Raw genomic sequence first — 18,763 nt, forward strand, 5'->3', positions numbered from 1 at the left:
TGATGAAGCTATTGATCAAAGGTTGTGCGATTATACCTATGACCGGCAAGGGCAACATAATACACAGGGGAGATCTGGCAATCGAGGGTAACCGGATTCTAGCGCTGGGCCCGGCAGGGGAGCTGGACCATAATGGTCAATTACCAGCAAATTGGCGCCCGGACCGGACCTTTGACGGCACCGGCAAGGTGGCTCTGCCTGGTTTAGTCAATACTCATACCCATGCAGCGATGACCTATTTTCGCGGTTATGCTGATGACCTGGAACTGATGCCCTGGCTGCAGGAAAAAATCTGGCCAGCGGAAGAACGGTTAACGGCTGAGGATATTTACTGGGGGGCACTGCTGGCCATAGTGGAGATGTTAAAATCTGGTACTACCTGTTTTGCGGACATGTACATGTTTATGGAGCAAGTGGCCCAGGCGGCAGAGGTTTCAGGCATTCGGGCTTCTCTAGCGCGGGGAATGATTGGACTTGGTCCTGATGCTGACCGGAAGCTGGACGAGGCCAGTGAGTTTGTGCAGGCGTGGGAAGGAAAAGTCGAAGGGAGGATTACCACTAAACTGGGACCGCATGCTCCCCACACCTGTCCGCCAGCCTTCCTGGAGAAGGTAATGGCGCGGGCCGATGAATTGGGAGTAGGTCTGCATATTCATCTGGCCGAAACCCGGACTGAGGTGGAAGATGTCCGGGCTACCTATGGTGAGACGCCAGTAAAACTGATGGAGAAAATTGGTCTGTTTAACCGCCCAGTTCTGGCTGCCCACTGTGTTCACCTGACTGATGAAGAAATAGAGATTCTGGTCCGAAATGCGGTGGGGATTGCCCATAACCCGGAGAGCAATATGAAACTGGCCAGTGGGGTAGCACCCATCGCCAAACTGCTCCGCGCCGGGGCGATTGTCGGGCTGGGTACGGATTCTGCTGCCAGCAACAATAATCTGGACCTTCTACAGGAGATGCGGTCCGCCTCCTTTTTGCAGAAGGTGACAACTCAGGATCCCACAACGCTTCCTGCTTACCAGGTGCTGGAGATGGCCACCTGTGGAGGGGCCCGGGCCCTTGGTCTGGAAAGAGATATCGGGTGTCTCGTTCCCGGATACAAGGCAGATTTGATTCTGGTGGACCTGGAAAAACCCCACCTCTATCCCTGCTATGACCTGACGGCCCAGTTGGTTTACTCAGCTCTGGCTTCTGATGTACATACGGTAATTGTTGATGGCAAAATCGTGGTTGAGAATGGCAAGGTATTATCCTTGGATGAACGGGAGATTATGCGAGAAGTCGCACGGCGAGCACCGCGGTTAGTTAATAGAAGGAACTGAAAGCAATGGTGGCAAAATCAGGAAAGACGGTCTAGGCCATGCAGGATTTTTTTTGCGAACGTAGAAATAAGCAGTATTCAATGGACCTGAATGCAGGGAAAGGAGTGTTTAAGTTGTATGACCATCTGAAGGAGAAAATCCGTAATATCCCTGATTTTCCGATCCCAGGCATTATGTTTAAGGATATTACCACCTTGCTCAAAGACGGTCAGGCTTTCAGTGAGGTGATCGAGGGCTTGGTGAACCGTTATCAGGACAAGGGGATTGATGTGGTAGTCGCTATCGAATCCAGAGGATACATATTCGGTGCTCCGCTGGCTGCGGCTCTAAAAGTGGGATTTGTGCCGGTACGTAAACTTGGCAAGCTGCCGGCTGAAACGATTAAGACTGAATATCAAACCGAATACAGCAAAGAGATTATTGAAATGCACCGCGATGCCATCCAGCCAGGCCAGAAGGTACTGGTTATTGATGACTTGGTGGCTACCGGTGGGTCGGCGGCAGCAGTGAAAGAGTTAGTGGAACAATTGGGTGGACAGGTGGTCGAGTTTGCTTTTGTGGTGGAATTGACCTTTTTAAACGGCCGGGAAAAACTGGCGGGTTATCCTGTCTTTTCCATGATTAATTTCTAGTTGGCAAAAAGTTAATTATCTGTCGAGGGATGTTCTGGAATACGGAGGTGTAAACGTGGAGAAACGTGCAGTAATCGGTGTTTTTGGTGGATCTGGTTTTTATCACCTGGCCGGTACGGAAGAAATCAAGGTAGATACCCCATTTGGCGCGCCCAGTGACAAAATTACCCTGGCGAAGATCGGCAATAAGCGGGTGGCGTTTTTACCCCGACATGGTAAAGAACACCAGTTGCCTCCACACATGATCAACTATCGGGCCAACCTGTGGGCAATGAAAGAACTGGGTGTAACCAGGGTGATCGGACCGTGTGCGGCTGGCAGTTTGCAGGCCCATGTGAAGCCGGGTGATTTTGTAATCTGTGACCAGTTTGTGGACCGAACAAGGGGACGCAAGGACACTTTTTATGATGGGCCAATCACCACCCATATATCAACTGCCGATCCCTACTGCCCAGAAATGCGGGCTTTAGCCATTGAAAAAGCCAGAAAGCTTGGGATAACAGTTCATGATAAGGGGACGGTTGTGGTTATTCAAGGACCGCGTTTTTCCACCCGGGCAGAGAGCAAGTGGTTTGCCAATCAGGGATGGGAAGTAATTAATATGACTCAATATCCCGAGTGTGTTTTGGCGCGGGAACTTGGCATGTGTTATGTCAATATTTCTCTGATTACTGATTACGACGTTGGATTGGAAGGGCACCCCGACATTTTACCCGTTACCCATGAACAGGTGATCGAAGTGTTTAAGAAAAATAATGATAAACTGCGGGACCTGTTGTACGAGTTAATTGAGGCCATCCCAGATGAACCTGCTTGTGGTTGCTACAAACACTTACTCGCCGGACGGCTCGGCTAGAGCTGGGCAAAAATAATGAGAAGATAATAGCTAGGACAATTCAGGCAGAGCGAAAGATTTTGGCCTTTCCCGGTTCGCTGAACTGGGAAGGGTTTTTGTTTGCCTGGCAGAATATCTTGAACCCTAACGATAATGAAATTGGGGTCGGTTACGCAGCGGGCGGAAACCTGCGCTATTATTGGGCGCAAATGTTTATCAAACGGTAGAGTAGGAGCAAGGCGATACGCCTTGCTCCTGGCTTGTAACCATTACTATGGCCGTCATTGCAGATAATATGTCTAGGCATTTCCATTTTGGATTGTATCTCGTCTGACAATAAGAGCCTTTACTTTCCCTACCGGCAGTGGCTTTTTCTCCAGGCGATTTCACAAATGCAGTCTAACCGTACGGCTCTCGGGTCGCGGACGTCGCCGAGGACCACATAGTCGTGTTTAACCTTCTCTAATATTCCGTTCACCCGGGCTCCGTTCTTGAGCAGAAGTGAAACCGGGTCGCCAATTCGGCGCTTGAGAAAATGTTTAAAGTCTTTTTTGTGATGAGACAAAATATCTCCTCCTTTTATCAATTTTGTCAAAACGGTTAATTTTTCTAGTGCAGTATATGTTTGGTAAAATGAGAATGTTACTGGTAACTAAGGAATCAAGTAGGAAACACAGACAATAATGGAACTAGGGAATAGGATTGGCTAGCGAAGAACGGATAACAGGGTAAAGGATATAAGAGTTGAAGCCAGGGTTAGCCATCGCCTGTGCTTGAGGCCAGTGGGTAGAATAGTCGTCAGGACTGTGTACCAGACTGTACCGGTGGCTATACTCAGACTTAAGGAAAAGACGATAGCCGGGATGAGCGGAATTAATAGGGTGAGGGTGGTGCCGGTAACCAATAGAATGCCCGCGCCAAGGCCAATCAGAGTCAACTTGAGGAAACTGGTTTGTAAAGCGCCAAAGGTAGTTCCCAGAACGAATCCGAACAATAAACTGTTCAACGCAATTTTTATTATTGAAGGAAGCAGAGTTTCCGGTACCAGATAAACACTTAAATACAGCCCCTCAACGAAGTAGAAAACGAACAGCGCCATGACTAGAGCTAAACTGGCAGAAAACAGACGTTTCGCGGGTCCAGGCTTAACCTTAAACTGGGTAATAGTGTCCAGCAGTAGAGTGCCTGCTGCTCCACCCAACATTCCGAACATGACTGTGGGCAGATTATGAAAGGCAATTCCGGCGGGTAGCCAATCTAGTAGTGTAATTCCAATCAATAAACCACCAGTTGCCCCATAAGCCAGACTAAGGATAGACGGGTTAAAGATCTTGAGGGAAAAAGAAATCAGGGCGACCAGGAGAAGAATGGCTCCGCCCGTAAACGCCAAAAAGATATCCAAGCAGTATTCACTTCCTTTGCCGCTAGTCTTTACTGATATTTTTTGCAGACAATCTCTATTCATGCAAATTAAACCACCCCGCGAAAGTAAACAATTCCTGTTGACAGTAGATGATAACTTCGTTACAATATTACCTGTTAAGTAAAAATCCTTAACACCTTGGAGTGAGGAACGTGCTGGAAAAAGTTAGTCGCATGGCCTTGTTACAGGATTTTTACGGACAACTGTTAACCGATAAGCAGCGGCAGGTTATGGAATTATACTATGATCACGACCTGTCGCTAGGTGAGATCGCGGAAGAGTATGGAACCAGTCGACAGGCAGTGTATGATTTGATCCGGCGGGCTGAAAAGACGCTGGAGGAATATGAAGCTAAGTTGGGACTGATTGCCAAGTTTATGACTGACCGGCAGCAGTTGAGCCGGGTAGCGGAGTTGCTGGAGGAATTTCAGGTCAACCATGAATTCACAAAGATCGAAGAGATCCAGCGGATCGTGAAAGATATTTTAGCAAGCTGAAACGGGCCACCTGACCAGGAGAAGGAGGTTGAGACAAATGATTTTTGAGGGGTTAGCGGAGAAGCTGCAGGAAACCTTCAAGAGATTGAGGGGAAAAGGGAAATTGTCCGAAGCCGATGTGACCGAAGCAATGCGGGAAATCCGTCTGGCTCTATTAGAAGCGGATGTTAATTTTAAGGTGGTTAAGGATTTTGTCGCCCGGGTCAGGGAAAGAGCTGTGGGGCAGGAGGTCTTGCAGAGTCTAACTCCCGGCCAACAAGTGATTAAAATCGTTTACGAAGAAATGACGAATTTAATGGGGGGCACGCAGAGCCGGCTTAACTTAGCAGCCAAGCCGCCAACCGTGGTAATGCTGGTGGGTTTACAGGGGGCGGGTAAGACCACGACTGTGGGTAAGTTGGCCAACCTACTACGCCGCCAGGGACGCCGGCCTTTGCTGGTGGCGGCTGATATTTATCGACCGGCGGCGATCAAGCAATTACAGGTTTTGGGCGAACAGCTCGATTTGCCCGTGTATACCATGGGCGATAAGCAGAACCCGGTGATGATCGCGAGAGGTGCCTTGGAATATGCCCAAACCCATGGCCGGGATATTGTCTTAATCGACACCGCTGGTCGGCTACACATAAATGAAGAACTCATGGCTGAATTGCAAGAAATCAAGGTCGCAGTGTGTCCGCACGAGATTTTGCTGGTGGTCGACGCTATGACGGGTCAAGACGCAGTTAATGTAGCGCAAGTCTTTAATGAGCAGTTGGGCTTGGACGGGGTAATCTTAACCAAGCTTGATGGTGATACGCGTGGTGGCGCGGCTTTGTCGGTTAAAGCGGTTACTGGTTGTCCGATTAAATTCGCCGGTATAGGTGAAAAACTGGACGCTCTGGAGCCTTTCTATCCCGACCGCATGGCCTCGCGAATTCTAGGGATGGGCGATGTTTTAAGTCTGATTGAGAAAGCCCAGGAAAATTTTGATCTGGCGCGAGCCAAAGAATTAGAGAGAAAAATTCGCAAACAGGAATTTTCGCTGGAAGATTTTCTGGAGCAGTTGCAGCAGGTAAAATCTATGGGTCCTTTAGATCAGATTCTGGGAATGCTCCCCGGCTTCGGCGGGATGAAAAAATTTAAGGCTTGGCAGCGGGAGATTGATCCTAAAGAGTTTGTGCACCTGGAAGCGATGATCAAATCAATGACGCCGGAGGAACGAAGAAACCCGGCGATAATTAACGGAAGTAGACGGAAAAGGATTGCCCGCGGAAGCGGCACACGCGTGCAGGACGTTAACCGTCTACTTAAACAGTTTGAAGAAACCAAAAAACTGATGAAACAGGTGTCGGAAATGAATACCGGCAAAGGGCCGAAGGGATTCAAATTTCCCTTTATGTAATTGATTTATTCTTAGCCTTGAATAAAAAGATGTTGAGGGATTAAGATAAGGAGGTGAGAAACTGTGGCAACGAAGATCAGACTTAAAAGAATGGGCGCGAAGAAGGAACCGTTCTACCGTTTGGTGGTGGCTGATTCTCGTTCACCGCGTGACGGTCGTTTCATTGAGGAAATTGGGTACTACAATCCGACCAAACAGCCCGCGATCATTAATATTGATGAGGAAAAGGCCATCAAGTGGCTGAACAACGGGGCACAACCATCAGACACGGTCAAGTCCCTTTTGCGCCAGGCTGGTATCCTCCAGCGTTTGGAAGAATCCAAAAAGGGAAACTAGTGGCTAAGTTCTGAGGGGGTAGTGTTGGAAATGAAGGATTTAGTCGAGATTCTAGCGAAGGCCCTCGTCGACTATCCAGACAAAGTTGAGGTCAAACAGGTTGAAGGTGAAAAATCTGTTATCCTTGAACTTAAAGTGGCCGCAGACGATATGGGTAAGGTAATTGGCAAGCAGGGTAAGATCGCGAAAGCGATCCGCACTGTGGTTAAAGCAGCTGCTGCTAAAGAAGGTAAGCGCGTAGTTGTTGAAATCTTGAAATAGGTATCAAGATGGAAAAGGTTGTTGTTAAGCGACAGATTCCGGTAAAGGCTATCGTCACAGAAGGTCTTAAACGGAAGCTGGCGGCAGATGTTCAGGAAGCTATTAAGAAGCTCGACCTGGAACTTCAGCAGTTGGAATTTTCCCTCAAGAAGGTTCAGCTGGAATTAAAAGCTGATCCCCAACGACTCATGGCGGCTCAGCAGCAAATTACCACCGAGATCAAGAAACGGCAGGACACGAGAAATCAACTTCTCGCTAAACTCAAGGAAATCGGCCGTTTAAACGTTGGGGAGGAAGTTGTTCAAGGGTTGGTAGAAGGTCTGATTGAGGTCCAGGTGGGCGACCGGTGGGACAAAGTGATGCACATGGAAATTGTGCTGAAGGATAACGTGGTGGTGGAAATCAGGTCTCCTTTACGGGAAAGTTAGCGGGTGAAACACATTGAAACAAGGACAATTGATCACAATTGGCAAAATTACGACCACTCACGGGCATTTGGGAGAGGTAAGGGTGCTCCCCCTGACTGATTTTCCCGAACGGTTTAGCCAGCTTAATAAGGTGATGATCAACTTGAACGGGCAACTCCGAGAAATGCATGTCGCCGGGGCGCGGCTTCACCGCAAATTTGTCATCTTAAGGTTCCGTGAAGTTAAGGACATGAATGCCGCTATTGAACTGCGCAACGCATTGATCCAAATTGACCAATCTGAACTCGTTTCCTTACCTGAAGGTCATTACTATATTTTTCAATTGCTGGGGCTTAAGGTCTTTTCCGCTGAGGGAGACTATATCGGAGAATTGGTCGATGTCATCAAGACGGGAAGCAATGACGTTTACAGCGTCCGTAATCCTGCGGGTCTGGAACTGCTCGTCCCAGCGCTTAAATCGGTGGTCCGGGAAATCGATCTAAAAAACCAGCGTCTGGTTATTGCGCCCCCGGCTGGTCTATGGGATTAATTAGGTTAGTGGTGAGGAGAGTTTAGGTTGAGAGTTGATATCCTGACGATCTTTCCTGAAATGTTTCAGGGCCCGTTTGGAGCAAGCATTATTAAGCGGGCCCAGGACAAAGGTCTTCTGAAAGTGAATCTGATTAACATCCGCAACTTCTCCCAGGACCGGCACGGTACGGTTGACGACTATCCCTTTGGTGGCGGGAGCGGAATGGTGATGAAGCCGGAACCGATCTTCGCGGCTGTAGAAAGTGTGCTCGATCCCCAACGGCCTCGGCCCCACATAGTTTTAATGTCTCCTCAGGGCATTCTATTTAATCAGGCTAAAGCCGCCGGGTTGGCTAAATTGACTCACCTGATTATTATCTGCGGCCACTATGAGGGAATTGATGAACGGGTTCGTGAGGAGTTGGTAGACGAAGATATTTCCATCGGGGATTATGTCTTAACCGGTGGAGAATTGCCAGCGATGGTCGTGGTAGATGCGGTCGCCCGGCTGATCCCCGGGGTGCTGGGGAAAGTGGAGTCGGCCTGGCAGGATTCTTTTTCTGATGGGCTGTTAGAGTACCCTCAATATACTAGGCCGAGAGAGTTCCGTGGCCTGTCGGTGCCGGACGTATTGCTTTCTGGCAACCACGAGCAGATCCGCCGTTGGCGGCGTGAACAGTCTTTAAGACGAACCTGGCTTCGGAGACCGGATCTCCTGGCACGGGCTCTGCTTACTCCGGAAGACCAGCAGATACTGGAGCGAATCAAACAGGGTTCTCCTGGTCAGGAAGGAATAAATCGGCACAACCGGCCGGATGCGTGGTGACAAGAGACATGGAGCGCTCAAGGGTATTTATCAGTTTGGTTCACTACCCGGTCTATAACAAAAAAATGGAAGTGATCGCGACTTCCATCACCAATCTTGATCTCCACGATATCTCGCGGGTAACGGCAACGTACGGACTAGAACGCTATTATGTTATTCACCCTCATCAGGTCCAACGAGAATTAGCCCAGGAGATCGTGACTTACTGGCAGGTGGGCTTTGGTGCGCAATACAATCCCGACCGGCGTCAGGCTTTTGGTTTTTTGCGCCTTGTTTCTTCGATTGAGGAGGCGATAACCGATATCGCGACAGAATATCAGCAGCCGGTTCAGGTGATCGTTACTGATGCCCGAACTTACCCGAACTCGATTAGTTATATAGAAATGCGGCAGCGCATTGAGAATATTCCCGGGTGCTATCTCCTGGTTTTCGGCACTGGCTGGGGGTTAACCAGGGAATTTATGGCGCAAGCCGATTATATTTTAGAGCCCATCTATGGTCGGGCTGAATACAACCACCTGTCTGTGCGCAGCGCGGTGGCCATTATTGTTGACCGTCTGTGTGGTAGCAATTGGTGGCAGTCTTGAGTTTTGATCTGGCGTATGCTATAATATCAACCGTGTTACATGTATAGTTTCTGGGAAACAAGGACGGTCCGCTATCCCAAGTATTGGATATGAACGTCATGACGGAAGGAGGTACATAGAAGAGTGGATCTGATTAAAGCCATAGAACAAGAACAAATGCGGAATGACCTCCCAGCTTTTCGACCAGGCGATACCGTACGGGTACACGCGAGAGTTATTGAAGGTAACCGGGAGCGGATCCAGGTGTTCGAAGGGATCGTGATTCGGCGACGGGGTACCGGCTTGGGTGAGACATTTACTGTTCGACGGGTTTCATACGGCGTTGGCGTAGAAAGAACTTTTCCCCTGCACTCACCCCGTTTGGAAAAGATCGAGGTGGTCAGACAGGGTCGTGTTCGTCGGTCGAGACTGTATTATCTTCGTGAACGAGTTGGTAAGGCGGCTCGGATTAAGGAAAAAAGATAGAGGCATAGATAATAAGGGACTGGTATTCATTCAGTCCCTTAACAACATTTAACCCTGTTAACCCTGTGTACCATGGTGTTGTTGCGTGGTTTTCATGATGATGGTAGGTGAAAAATAGTATGGAGGTTCAGTGGTACCCAGGCCACATGGTTAAGGCCAAGCAACTGATTCAGGAGAACCTGAAGTTGGTTGATCTGGTCATTGAATTGGTGGACGCGCGTATTCCTGCCAGCAGCCGTAACCCCGATCTGGAGCGTCTGGTGGGAAACAAACCGCGGATGCTGATCATGAACAAAGAAGATCTGGCTGATCCCATAAAGACAGGTGCCTGGTGTAACTACTTTAAGCGGCAGGGGTTACCGACGGTAGTGGTCAACTCTCTGATTGGCTCCGGCCTGCGTCAGGTCAGTACGACGGCTAATCACCTGGCTGAGGAGAAAATGCGGGCCTTAATGGCCAAGGGACGTCGGCCAAGAGCAGTCCGTGTCATGGTGGTGGGTATACCTAATGTCGGAAAATCGGCTTTTATCAATGCCCTGACGGGTAGATCGGTAACCCAAACAGGGGACAAACCGGGTGTTACCCGGGGAAAACAGTGGATTCGTTTAAGTGACGACCTTGAACTTCTAGATACACCGGGGATCCTCTGGCCCAAATTTGATGACCCGGAGGTTGGCTTTAAACTGGCGGTGACCGGGGCGGTTAGTGACCTGGTCTACGATGTTGAAGAGGTTGGTTTGCAGCTGATTGACCTGCTCAGCCGGATTGCTCCCCAGGCCATCCTGGAACGGTATCGCCTGGCTGAGGTGAAAGAAGATCCACGAGAGACTTTGCTAGAGATCGGACGCCGACGTGGCTTTTTACAGACGGGCGGCGTGGTGGACTCAGTCAAATCAGCCTATCTGATCTTGCAGGAGTTTCGAGAAGGGAAGATGGGCCGAATCACGCTTGATGATGTCCCGAAAATTGAGCCGGCCATATATAACCCAGAGGAGTATTAACCCTCTGGGTTTAATGTTATATTTAATTCTTTTGTTATTTCCCTTTAACTTTGCAGGACAAAGGAAAGTTGTGCCGAAAATAGAAATCGAGACTTCCATCTGTATGAAAGTACCAGATGGTGGGATGAAAGCAATACTTAAAAGTGGTGAGCGTATTGCTGATTAACGAATTAACGGTAGCTGAACTCAGAAAAATGTTTGTGGACAACAAAGCGGAAATAAATTCAGAAATAATAGAGCTACTGAAAACTGACCCGCGTAAACAGGTCCGGGAGTTGCTTGCCGGCTTCCAGCGCCAGCAGGCTCGTCGTCAACAGGAGAACAGCCGTCTGCGTAAGTTGTTTATCTATGAGCGTCAGCTTTGGAACAATAACTGTCAGCTGGTGGCCGGGGTGGATGAAGTTGGGCGCGGTCCGTTAGCTGGACCAGTGATGGCCGCGGCTGTTGTCTTACCTGGCGAAGTGCAACTGCCTGGTTTAAATGATTCCAAACAGCTAACACCAAGGCAACGAGAGGAACTGGAAGTGCGGATCAAGGCGGTAGCAATCAGCTGGAGTTTAGGCTTAGCTTCTCCGCAGGAAATCGATCAAATGAATATCAGGGTAGCTAGCCTGCTGGCCATGCGTCGGGCGGTCGAAAACCTGGATGTGGCTCCAGAACATCTCCTGGTTGATGCGGTTCAGATACCCGGGGTTTTTCAAGCGCAAACGGCCATTATCAAAGGGGACCGCCTTTCAGCGTCCATCGCGGCGGCCTCGATTATTGCCAAGGTTGAACGAGACCGGTTGATGGATTTCTACGATGTGCTTTTTCCTGGTTATGGCTTTGCTAAACATAAGGGTTACCCGACACCGGAGCATTTTCGGGCTCTGGCCAGTTTGGGACCTTGTTCCATTCACCGACGCACATTTGCCCCGGTGCGAGATTTGCTTATGGAGGATCACTATGCTGCCAGTCTCTTTTACTCAGGCTCCCCTGATTCTACAGCCGTCAACTGTTCATAGTTTGATTTTTGCTCCCGGTCGAGTTATTAATGCTCGGGTGATTGAATCTGGCGCTGCTGGTCGGGTCAGCCTCAGCCTGGAGGGCCAAATAGTTCAGGCTTTTTCGCTGATTGACTTTGAGCCGGGAAACGAGATCTGCCTGCAGGTACTGGGCAGTAGTGATGGGCAAGTCTATCTCAAACTAATTTCTGAGGCTCTTAAGCCAGTTACGGATCATGACCTTAGTCAACTGCTCCAATCGCTGGGAGTACCGGTTACCGATAAAACCATGCAAATAGTCAACCAATTGCGGTGGCTTCAGTTGCCGATAACTCTCCCGAACATCATTACCCTGCAACGCATGAATGATTTTTGGCAATCTCCAACCAGGCTGAGTTCTTTACTTGAACGAATTATTACCAGTCTGAATGAGATATGCGCTTCACCGCCGGCTTACTCACCGAATACCGGGGTGATCGAACCCCTGATAACGGATGAACCAGCGGGACCAACCAGATTAATCTTTTTGAAAAATTTGTTAGAAAGGCTCCGAGCAGAAATGATGGTCAATCTGGACCTCCCGGCGACGGTCGGGGCTGAGCAACTGCACCGCCAGGTTGTTTCTATGCCAGCGCTCCAGGCGCTTCTGCAAATGATTGGTCAGGAGTTAAAGGAAAGCGGAGTCACCTTACGATTACATCCTAATCTGGTCGCCAAATTAACTGATGATCTGAAATTGGCGGTAGACGCCTTAACCGCCCAACAGGTTATATCCAGTGCGGCTAAGACTTATGTTGAAGTACCCGATTGTTTTTACTGGCAATTGCCATTTTTTATCCCCAGTCAGTTTGTTTCGGTCGCCCTGACAATATATCGTGATGAACGCCATCAAGATGAAAACCATACCCCTCAGGTCCAGGTAATTTTAAACTTGGAAACCCCGTTACTCGGTCGTCAAGTATTTGATTTAAAGTTTTCGGAAAAAAATATCTGGGTAAATATCACGGTGGAAAATGAAGTTTGTCGGGACCTGATTATGGTATTTTGGCCAGAATTGGAGCTGACTCTGGGCCGCCTGGGCTATCGGGTGGCATTGCAACGCTGTACGTTGGGCCCGGTTCCCGATTGGAGACCCAGTCTGACGGGTTGGGTACAGGTTAAGGATTGGCGACGTTTGGATGTAACGATCTGAAGGTGACAACAATGCCAAAACAGTTTTCTGATGAAAGGAAAATAGCGGTTGCCTTACGCTACGAGCCTGACTCAGAAATTGCTCCCCGGGTGGTAGCCACGGGCCAGGGTGAGGTAGCGGAGCGGATCCTCTCCCTGGCCAGGCAGAATAATGTGCCAGTTCACTATAATCCTGATTTGGCAGCCAGACTGGCGGTGCTGGACCTTAATGCGGTCATCCCGGTAGAGCTGTACCAGGTGGTTGCAGAAGTTCTGGCGTTTGTCTACCGGCTGAATTCACGCGCTGCACTCAAGGCGATGGGAAGGGTGAGTGGTGGTGAGCAAACGCTTGGTCGGGCAGATGGGTGAAGAGGCGGCTTTATCATATTTGCTGAAAAATGGCTATCGCCTCTTAGCCCGGAACTTTCGTTGCCGGTTAGGAGAAATCGATCTGATTACAGCCGATGGGGAGCATATTGTTTTTGTTGAGGTGCGTGCCCGTACTTCGAACTTATTCGGGTCACCGCTGGAAAGCGTGACCGACCGGAAGCAGGTGCGAGTTCGGCGAGTGGCGGAGTATTTTATTCTTCGCCGGGGTTTGGCCTATCACCAGGTCAGATTCGATGTGGTCTCTGTTCAGTTGAATGCGGACGGGCAAGTTAAACACATCCAGCATATAAAGGGAGCGTTTTAGATAGAAAATTATCTATTTACGATCAGTAAACTGGAACTGTAAACACCCTCCAAATCAGGAGGGTGTTTTAACAGTTTCGAGATGATTTAAATAAACTATTTTTCGGCTTTGATGCACCAAACCCCATTTTCTACCCCGTTATCCACAATCGAAAAGCCCGCACCTTTCAGGTATTTAGCCACATTTTCTCGAGCGACTTCCGTATCCCCCATAATCAGGAGTGATTTTTCGCCTTTCTCGACGGCCGCTTTAGTTCTAATAACCGGAATTGGGCAACTTAACCCCCGAACATCGATTTCCATGTAGACCAACCTCCTTATTCTTCCCGGCACTGCCAGCCGATAATCATCGCGATAATTATCCCGCAGACAACGGCAATCTGACCATAGACGGTTGGGCCGGCTGGACTGCTGGCCAGCATAAAGTTATGAGCCATACCAGCACCGATGATCATGCCCAAAACAGTTGTCCCAGCGTCAAGATCTCCTTCACCGGACAGGATCAACTGACGCAGGGGGCAGCCCCCCAGCAGGACCGCAGTTAGCCCGACCAGGAGTAACCCCAGGAAATTCCAGAGGTGCCAGGAGTGGGCGATGGGCTGATTGGTAAATCCGAGGTGGAATTGACCCCAATACAGATTTAACCCCAGGGCAACTAAAAAGATTAGGGCATATCCCATTAGTAAGGATGTATCCCTGATCAAGAAAAAGTCTCTGAATCCACCACTTAAACACAAGCGGGTGCGCTGAGCCAGGGCACCGCCAATCAACCCGGCCACAAGCCCGAGTAAAATTGGAACGTGCTTGGACCCCGGCCCTTCGGTGCTAAAGAATATTGGCCCACCGGCTTTAGGGTTAAACATGGGCGCCATAACCAAAAAAATCAAGAGTAAGAGCATAATACCGGGCAGAATCGAACCGCCGATTTTAGACAGGCTTACGGTAGCCCGCCCAAGATTGAAACCTCGTTTGAGGAATTCAATACCGATCAGAATTCCTACCACGAATCCAGCCAGACCGATCAGGCCATTTAAATCACCACCGGCAATCCGCAAAACTGCGCGCAGTGGGCACCCGAGGAACATCATTGCCCCAAACATCATCAGCATTCCCAAGAGGAAGCGGATTGTCGGTGCGGATCCCCCTCTCGATTTAAACTCCCGGGCCGGCAGAGCAACAAAGAACGACCCCAGGACAAAGCCAATTATTTCTGGACGGATGTACTGGACGGTATTGGTTCGGTGTAAACCAATAGCCCCCGCGGTGTCTCGAATAAAGCAGGCGATGCAGTAGCCCATGTTGGCCGGGTTGCCGTACTTGACCAGCAGAGCGCCAAATAAACCAATTACCGCACCAGTGATAATGATCAATCCTTTTTGATTCCGCATTTTTCCTCCCTCATTCTTTGGAATTATTAATTTTTTCAATTAAGTTTGATTGCTCATCTCCTTTCTCTTGGGCATTATCTCTTTCTAAATTGTTTTTCTACAACATACATGCATATCCTTCATAAAATGCATTACGAAATATTATATAAAAGAAAAAAACTCTGAGTTATTACCATGTTTTATGGATGAACTAATCGTTGTAGAAACTGCTAATAAGCAACCTGGCAGAGGAACTGGCAGAGGAAAATGTATTTTGAGCGGTTAATTTGAATGGTTAATTTAGAAAGAGTAAAGCAGTTGACGGAAGAGTTTAAGAATTGTATTGAAATACTTTGAAATACCGTGCTAATACAACGCTGGGCACTGGTTTGACCAGTGCCCTCGATCTAGTTCACACTGTTTAACTTTGATTAATCTTGAATAATCTCAACAGCACCTGATTGTTCCATGACTGTTCTTACCTGGTCGGCCTCATGCTTGGAAGTTTCCACAGCCACGATAATACCCGGTTTACCAGGGTCCAGGCCTTTAATTCCATCGGGAAATTCTCCCGTTTCCCACAGACCATCGCGTTCTGTTTTGACAAAGGCCAATTCATCAGCAACTTCATCAGCATCATCCCGGTGCTGGGCTTCAGCATCACCCAAGTCAGCAACGATCATGTCCTTACGGTCAAAGCCGATGTTGCGTAGCGAGTCGATCAAAAAGCTTGCCTGTTGTCTATCTGTTATTCTGGCAATTAAACGCATACTCTTCACCTCCCAGTTTAGTATGTGCAGAATCGCCTGGCTTTACCGTCAGGAATTTGTTTCTATTAAAGCTATTGGCAGACATTTTTACCAGCAGCATATAGATACAGATTTTTATGGCTACTTATCATTCCAAAAAAGAATAAGAAACATAAAGGATAATAGAACAAATGAGGAAGTCCGTATTCCGACGAAATCGACCATCGATTCCGAGCGAAGGCGACCACTCATTCCGATAGACTCTACGTCGGTATTGGGAGCGGTAAACATCTGGCTGGCCATGGACGTGGTCGGCCTCTGGCTGTAGCTAATGAACCGGATCTGGAAGCGGCTGAGAAGCGACGGCGGCGAAAGGAAAGCCGCCGGGTTGACAAGACTGGGTGCATCAAACTCCAGGCCGGCTTTACGAGCTCGGGCTGGAGTAGGTGAAGAAAACAGTTGACCTGCGCTTCAGGGAGTTAAAGCTCCCCAGGGTTCCCGCCTGCTGGCTTTGCTCGAAGCAAGAAACCAGGCCCGTCGTCAGCAAAAACTTGGGGCCATCCCCTTCCGCTACCTGGAGGGAGGGAAGAAAGATGTTTGAACCTTTCTTTGGCTTTTACCGTACCCCCTTTCGGGCGGGATCTACCCGTAAAATTCCTGTTTACTACACCAGCCCATGAGGAACCGGTGTCCCGCCTCAAGTACGCGGCAGAAAAACGCCTCTTTGCCCTCATTACTGGGGAAGTCGGCGCGGGCAAGTCCACAGCGCTGTGCCAACTGGTGTCTTTGCTTAACCCGAATAAATACCCCGGGTCATCTATATCAGCGATTCTGGTCTCACGCCCAGGCATTTTTTACTGGAAGGCTTTACGCCAGCTGGACTGCGAGCCCCATTCAACAGAGGGCAGGCTATACGGCAGCTTCACCAGGTTGTCCTTGACCTGGCGGAAAACCAGCAGAAAGTACCGGTGGTCATTGTCGACGAGGCCCACCTGCTTGACCGGGAGATGCTCGAAGAAATTCGGTTCCTGCTCAACTTTCGGATGGACTCATATAACCCGATGAGTCTCATCCTGGTTGGGCAACCAGAACTACGCCGCATTCTGCAGCTCCAGGTTTATGAAGCGATTGTCCAGCGGGTGAACCTGCGCTATCACTTGCCACCCATGGAACGGAAGGAGGTCAAAGACTACGTGGCCCATCATTTAAAGACCGCCGGCATCAGTTCAGCCATTTTTACTGATGACGCGCTGGATGTCGTATACGAATACGCTGGTGGTATAACCCGCAAGGTCAACAACGTGTGTCTCGCCTGCCTCATGGCAGCGACTGTGGAGCAGAAACCCGCCCGGCCAAATAAAGTGAGATGAAAATGCGGCCAGTCAATGTGAGCCAAACGCGGTCAAATATTGTGAGCCGCTACAATAACAAGTCCGTTATAAACTGAACGCCTCCCACAATTTCATATTTGACCTTTTTAGATAGATTATCCCCTTACACTAAGAAGCGGGGATAATTTTGTTAAACAGTTATCTCTAAATCATGATCACCAAGTAGGGTCAAATCTGCTGGGTCAGATAAAGACAAATTACGGTATTAAAGGAAAAACAGCAGGAAATTCCTCTGAAGTCAAGAATATCATCATAAGTTGGCAGAATTTGCAGGGAAGGGGAATTGGCTAGCCGTGTTGGCGATAATTACGAGCTGTGCCCTGGTTGGAATGGAGGGGCATCTGGTCCGGGTAGAGGTTGATGTAGCAAACGGGCTCCCTGCTTTTGATATAGTCGGTTTGCCTGATCCAGCGGTTCGGGAGGCGAAAGACAGAGTTCGAACGGCCATCCGTAATTCAGGGTTTGACTTTCCCCTCAGGCGAATCACCGTTAATCTGGCACCAGCAGACCTGAAAAAGGAGGGACCCGGCTACGACCTCCCTATTGCCTTGGGAATTTTAGCTGCGACTGAACAGATTCCAGTAGAACGGCTGAATTCACTGGTGATCGTTGGCGAACTTTCTTTAGATGGGTCCGTCCGTGGAACCCCAGGAATTTTACCCATGGCGGCCAGTATTATAAAAACACAGCATCATGTTGCAGAAAAGTTGGGGTTTCTGGTTCCTGAGGATAATGCCAGGGAGGCTGCCCTGGTCAAGGAATTGAGCGTATATTCCCTTAAACACCTGAGCGAAATACGGGCTGTGTGTATCGCTGGGGACCTTGAGCCAGTACAGAACGATGTAAATGAAGTGATGCTACGGGAAGAAGAACAAGAAAATCTTGATTTTGCGGATGTCTATGGCCATGCCAGCGTCAAACGAGCCTTAGAAATCGCGGCTGCCGGTGGGCATAATATTTTACTGATCGGCTCCCCTGGTGCTGGAAAAACCATGCTGGCGCGTCGACTACCCACGATTTTACCAGCCATGGATCTGGAAGAATGTTTGGCGGTTACAAAGATTTACAGCATCGCAGGCCTTTTACCCAAGGATAAACCTTTGATTACCCGTCGGCCATTTCGCTTTCCCCACCACAGCGCTTCCACTGCCAGTATGATCGGGGGTGGGCGGGTCCCCAGGCCAGGTGAAGTTAGCCTGGCCAGCCAGGGCGTTCTTTTCCTTGACGAACTACCCGAATTTCAACGCGATGTATTAGAAGCTCTCCGCCAGCCGCTTGAAGACAGAGTGGTCACGGTATCTAGGGTAGCGGCGGCCCTGACCTACCCGGCTGACTTTCTTCTTGTAGGGGCTATGAATCCTTGTCCGTGCGGCTTTTTGGGTGATCCCGTCAAGGAGTGTACCTGCACACCACACCAGATCCAGCGTTATCTTGGCCGGATTTCCGGGCCGCTGCTGGACCGAATTGACCTGCACGTTGAAGTTCCTCGGTTGGAATATAAGGATCTGGCTGGCCCAGAAAAAGCTGAGGGTTCGGCTATTATTCGTCGGCGTGTGGAGCTGGCCAGGGAGCGGCAGCGAAAACGATTGGTTGGATATGGTCTCAAGTGTAACGCCCAGATGAGCGCCAGGGTAATTAGGGAAACCATCAAGTTGACTAAAGAAGCCCGACAATTGCTCCAAATGGTCTACCAGCAGTTAAATTTAAGCGCCCGTGCCCACGACCGGATTTTGAAAGTGGCCCGGACAGTAGCCGATTTGGCTGAGAGTACAAATATCCAGGAGGAACACGTGGCCGAGGCAGTTCAGTACCGCTCACTGGATCGGGATTATTGGGGGTAAATGCAAGAACAGATTCATTCCAGTCAACTAACCGGAAGAGTTAAAAATGTTTGGATTAT

General features: G+C 49.3%; 25 protein-coding genes and 2 pseudogenes. 22 read left to right on the forward strand and 5 right to left on the reverse strand.

Annotation, left to right across the window (positions count from 1 at the left end):
- The first annotated feature begins 2 nt into the window (after positions 1–2).
- From HPY81_00215 to HPY81_00230, 4 genes are all read left to right on the forward strand, one after another.
- Positions 3–1,325 (forward strand): amidohydrolase, encoded by a 1,323-nt coding sequence (locus tag HPY81_00215; GenBank protein NPV25883.1) that lies wholly within the window; start codon positions 3–5, stop codon positions 1,323–1,325.
- Between the two features lie 80 nt (positions 1,326–1,405).
- Entirely contained in the window at positions 1,406–1,957 is a 552-nt protein-coding gene (locus tag HPY81_00220; GenBank protein ID NPV25884.1) for an adenine phosphoribosyltransferase, read from the forward strand.
- 55 nt (positions 1,958–2,012) lie between these two features.
- Positions 2,013–2,813, forward strand: coding sequence for an S-methyl-5'-thioadenosine phosphorylase (locus HPY81_00225; GenBank protein NPV25885.1), 801 nt, complete (start codon positions 2,013–2,015; stop codon positions 2,811–2,813).
- Positions 2,777–3,019, forward strand: coding sequence for a hypothetical protein (locus HPY81_00230; protein NPV25886.1), 243 nt, complete (start codon positions 2,777–2,779; stop codon positions 3,017–3,019). Before HPY81_00225 ends, HPY81_00230 begins: the two co-directional genes overlap by 37 nt.
- A 128-nt stretch (positions 3,020–3,147) precedes the next feature.
- Here HPY81_00230 and HPY81_00235 read toward each other — a convergent pair whose 3' ends face one another.
- Together HPY81_00235 and HPY81_00240 are read right to left on the reverse strand one after the other, a co-directional pair.
- On the reverse strand, positions 3,148–3,357 hold the full coding sequence (locus HPY81_00235) for a hypothetical protein (GenBank protein NPV25887.1): 210 nt from the start codon (positions 3,355–3,357) through the stop codon (positions 3,148–3,150).
- Between the two features lie 141 nt (positions 3,358–3,498).
- A complete protein-coding gene (locus tag HPY81_00240) occupies positions 3,499–4,257 on the reverse strand; it encodes a hypothetical protein (GenBank protein NPV25888.1) in 759 nt (252 codons plus the stop codon).
- 113 nt (positions 4,258–4,370) lie between these two features.
- On the opposite strand from HPY81_00240, the gene HPY81_00245 reads away from it, so the two are divergent.
- From HPY81_00245 to HPY81_00310, 14 genes are all read left to right on the forward strand, one after another.
- Positions 4,371–4,712, forward strand: a complete 342-nt coding sequence (locus HPY81_00245) for a putative DNA-binding protein (protein ID NPV25889.1) — start codon at positions 4,371–4,373, stop codon at positions 4,710–4,712.
- A 37-nt stretch (positions 4,713–4,749) separates the two neighbouring features.
- A complete protein-coding gene (gene ffh / locus HPY81_00250) occupies positions 4,750–6,096 on the forward strand; it encodes a signal recognition particle protein (GenBank protein ID NPV25890.1) in 1,347 nt (448 codons plus the stop codon).
- Positions 6,097–6,159: 63 nt separating this feature from the next.
- A complete protein-coding gene (gene rpsP, locus HPY81_00255; GenBank protein ID NPV25891.1) occupies positions 6,160–6,432 on the forward strand; it encodes a 30S ribosomal protein S16 in 273 nt (90 codons plus the stop codon).
- Positions 6,433–6,462: 30 nt separating this feature from the next.
- A complete protein-coding gene (locus HPY81_00260) occupies positions 6,463–6,693 on the forward strand; it encodes a KH domain-containing protein (GenBank protein NPV25892.1) in 231 nt (76 codons plus the stop codon).
- A gap of 8 nt (positions 6,694–6,701) precedes the next feature.
- Positions 6,702–7,121, forward strand: a complete 420-nt coding sequence (locus HPY81_00265) for a 16S rRNA processing protein RimM (GenBank protein ID NPV25893.1) — start codon at positions 6,702–6,704, stop codon at positions 7,119–7,121.
- A 13-nt stretch (positions 7,122–7,134) separates the two neighbouring features.
- Positions 7,135–7,650 (forward strand): 16S rRNA processing protein RimM, encoded by a 516-nt coding sequence (rimM, locus tag HPY81_00270; GenBank protein ID NPV25894.1) that lies wholly within the window; start codon positions 7,135–7,137, stop codon positions 7,648–7,650.
- 27 nt (positions 7,651–7,677) lie between these two features.
- Positions 7,678–8,457 carry a tRNA (guanosine(37)-N1)-methyltransferase TrmD gene (gene trmD, locus HPY81_00275; protein ID NPV25895.1) on the forward strand — a complete coding sequence of 260 codons (780 nt, stop codon included), beginning with the start codon at positions 7,678–7,680 and terminating at the stop codon, positions 8,455–8,457.
- An 8-nt stretch (positions 8,458–8,465) separates the two neighbouring features.
- On the forward strand, positions 8,466–9,044 hold the full coding sequence (locus tag HPY81_00280) for an RNA methyltransferase (GenBank protein NPV25896.1): 579 nt from the start codon (positions 8,466–8,468) through the stop codon (positions 9,042–9,044).
- 123 nt (positions 9,045–9,167) lie between these two features.
- On the forward strand, positions 9,168–9,509 hold the full coding sequence (rplS, locus tag HPY81_00285; GenBank protein NPV25897.1) for a 50S ribosomal protein L19: 342 nt from the start codon (positions 9,168–9,170) through the stop codon (positions 9,507–9,509).
- A 119-nt stretch (positions 9,510–9,628) separates the two neighbouring features.
- Positions 9,629–10,510, forward strand: coding sequence for a ribosome biogenesis GTPase YlqF (gene ylqF / locus HPY81_00290; GenBank protein ID NPV25898.1), 882 nt, complete (start codon positions 9,629–9,631; stop codon positions 10,508–10,510).
- A 158-nt stretch (positions 10,511–10,668) separates the two neighbouring features.
- On the forward strand, positions 10,669–11,514 hold the full coding sequence (locus HPY81_00295) for a ribonuclease HII (GenBank protein NPV25899.1): 846 nt from the start codon (positions 10,669–10,671) through the stop codon (positions 11,512–11,514).
- Positions 11,456–12,685 carry a hypothetical protein gene (locus HPY81_00300; GenBank protein ID NPV25900.1) on the forward strand — a complete coding sequence of 410 codons (1,230 nt, stop codon included), beginning with the start codon at positions 11,456–11,458 and terminating at the stop codon, positions 12,683–12,685. The genes HPY81_00295 and HPY81_00300 overlap by 59 nt, the downstream gene beginning before the upstream one ends.
- 11 nt (positions 12,686–12,696) lie before the next feature.
- On the forward strand, positions 12,697–13,032 hold the full coding sequence (locus tag HPY81_00305) for a hypothetical protein (protein ID NPV25901.1): 336 nt from the start codon (positions 12,697–12,699) through the stop codon (positions 13,030–13,032).
- The gene (locus HPY81_00310) at positions 13,001–13,357 is read left to right on the forward strand and encodes a YraN family protein (GenBank protein NPV25902.1); all 357 of its coding nucleotides are present in this window, start codon (positions 13,001–13,003) and stop codon (positions 13,355–13,357) included. Before HPY81_00305 ends, HPY81_00310 begins: the two co-directional genes overlap by 32 nt.
- Before the next feature lie 95 nt (positions 13,358–13,452).
- Here HPY81_00310 and HPY81_00315 read toward each other — a convergent pair whose 3' ends face one another.
- From HPY81_00315 to HPY81_00325, 3 genes are all read right to left on the reverse strand, one after another.
- Positions 13,453–13,659 carry a hypothetical protein gene (locus HPY81_00315; protein NPV25903.1) on the reverse strand — a complete coding sequence of 69 codons (207 nt, stop codon included), beginning with the start codon at positions 13,657–13,659 and terminating at the stop codon, positions 13,453–13,455.
- Positions 13,660–13,673: 14 nt separating this feature from the next.
- On the reverse strand, positions 13,674–14,744 hold the full coding sequence (locus tag HPY81_00320) for a YedE-related selenium metabolism membrane protein (GenBank protein NPV25904.1): 1,071 nt from the start codon (positions 14,742–14,744) through the stop codon (positions 13,674–13,676).
- Between the two features lie 410 nt (positions 14,745–15,154).
- Positions 15,155–15,493 carry a hypothetical protein gene (locus HPY81_00325; protein ID NPV25905.1) on the reverse strand — a complete coding sequence of 113 codons (339 nt, stop codon included), beginning with the start codon at positions 15,491–15,493 and terminating at the stop codon, positions 15,155–15,157.
- A 22-nt stretch (positions 15,494–15,515) separates the two neighbouring features.
- On the opposite strand from HPY81_00325, the gene HPY81_00330 reads away from it, so the two are divergent.
- The 4 genes and pseudogenes from HPY81_00330 (at position 15,516) to HPY81_00345 (ending at position 18,704) form a co-directional block, all read left to right on the forward strand.
- A complete protein-coding gene (locus HPY81_00330) occupies positions 15,516–15,800 on the forward strand; it encodes a hypothetical protein (GenBank protein NPV25906.1) in 285 nt (94 codons plus the stop codon).
- A 53-nt stretch (positions 15,801–15,853) separates the two neighbouring features.
- A pseudogene (locus HPY81_00335) lies at positions 15,854–16,073 on the forward strand (IS481 family transposase).
- Positions 16,066–16,842: pseudogene (locus HPY81_00340) on the forward strand (AAA family ATPase). Before HPY81_00335 ends, HPY81_00340 begins: the two co-directional pseudogenes overlap by 8 nt.
- 314 nt (positions 16,843–17,156) lie before the next feature.
- Positions 17,157–18,704: a YifB family Mg chelatase-like AAA ATPase gene (locus HPY81_00345; GenBank protein ID NPV25907.1), complete on the forward strand. Its 1,548-nt coding sequence runs from the start codon at positions 17,157–17,159 to the stop codon at positions 18,702–18,704.
- Positions 18,705–18,763 lie beyond the last annotated feature (59 nt).

Source organism: Bacillota bacterium (assembly GCA_013178045.1).
GTDB lineage: Bacteria > Bacillota > Ch66 > Ch66 > Ch66 > Ch66.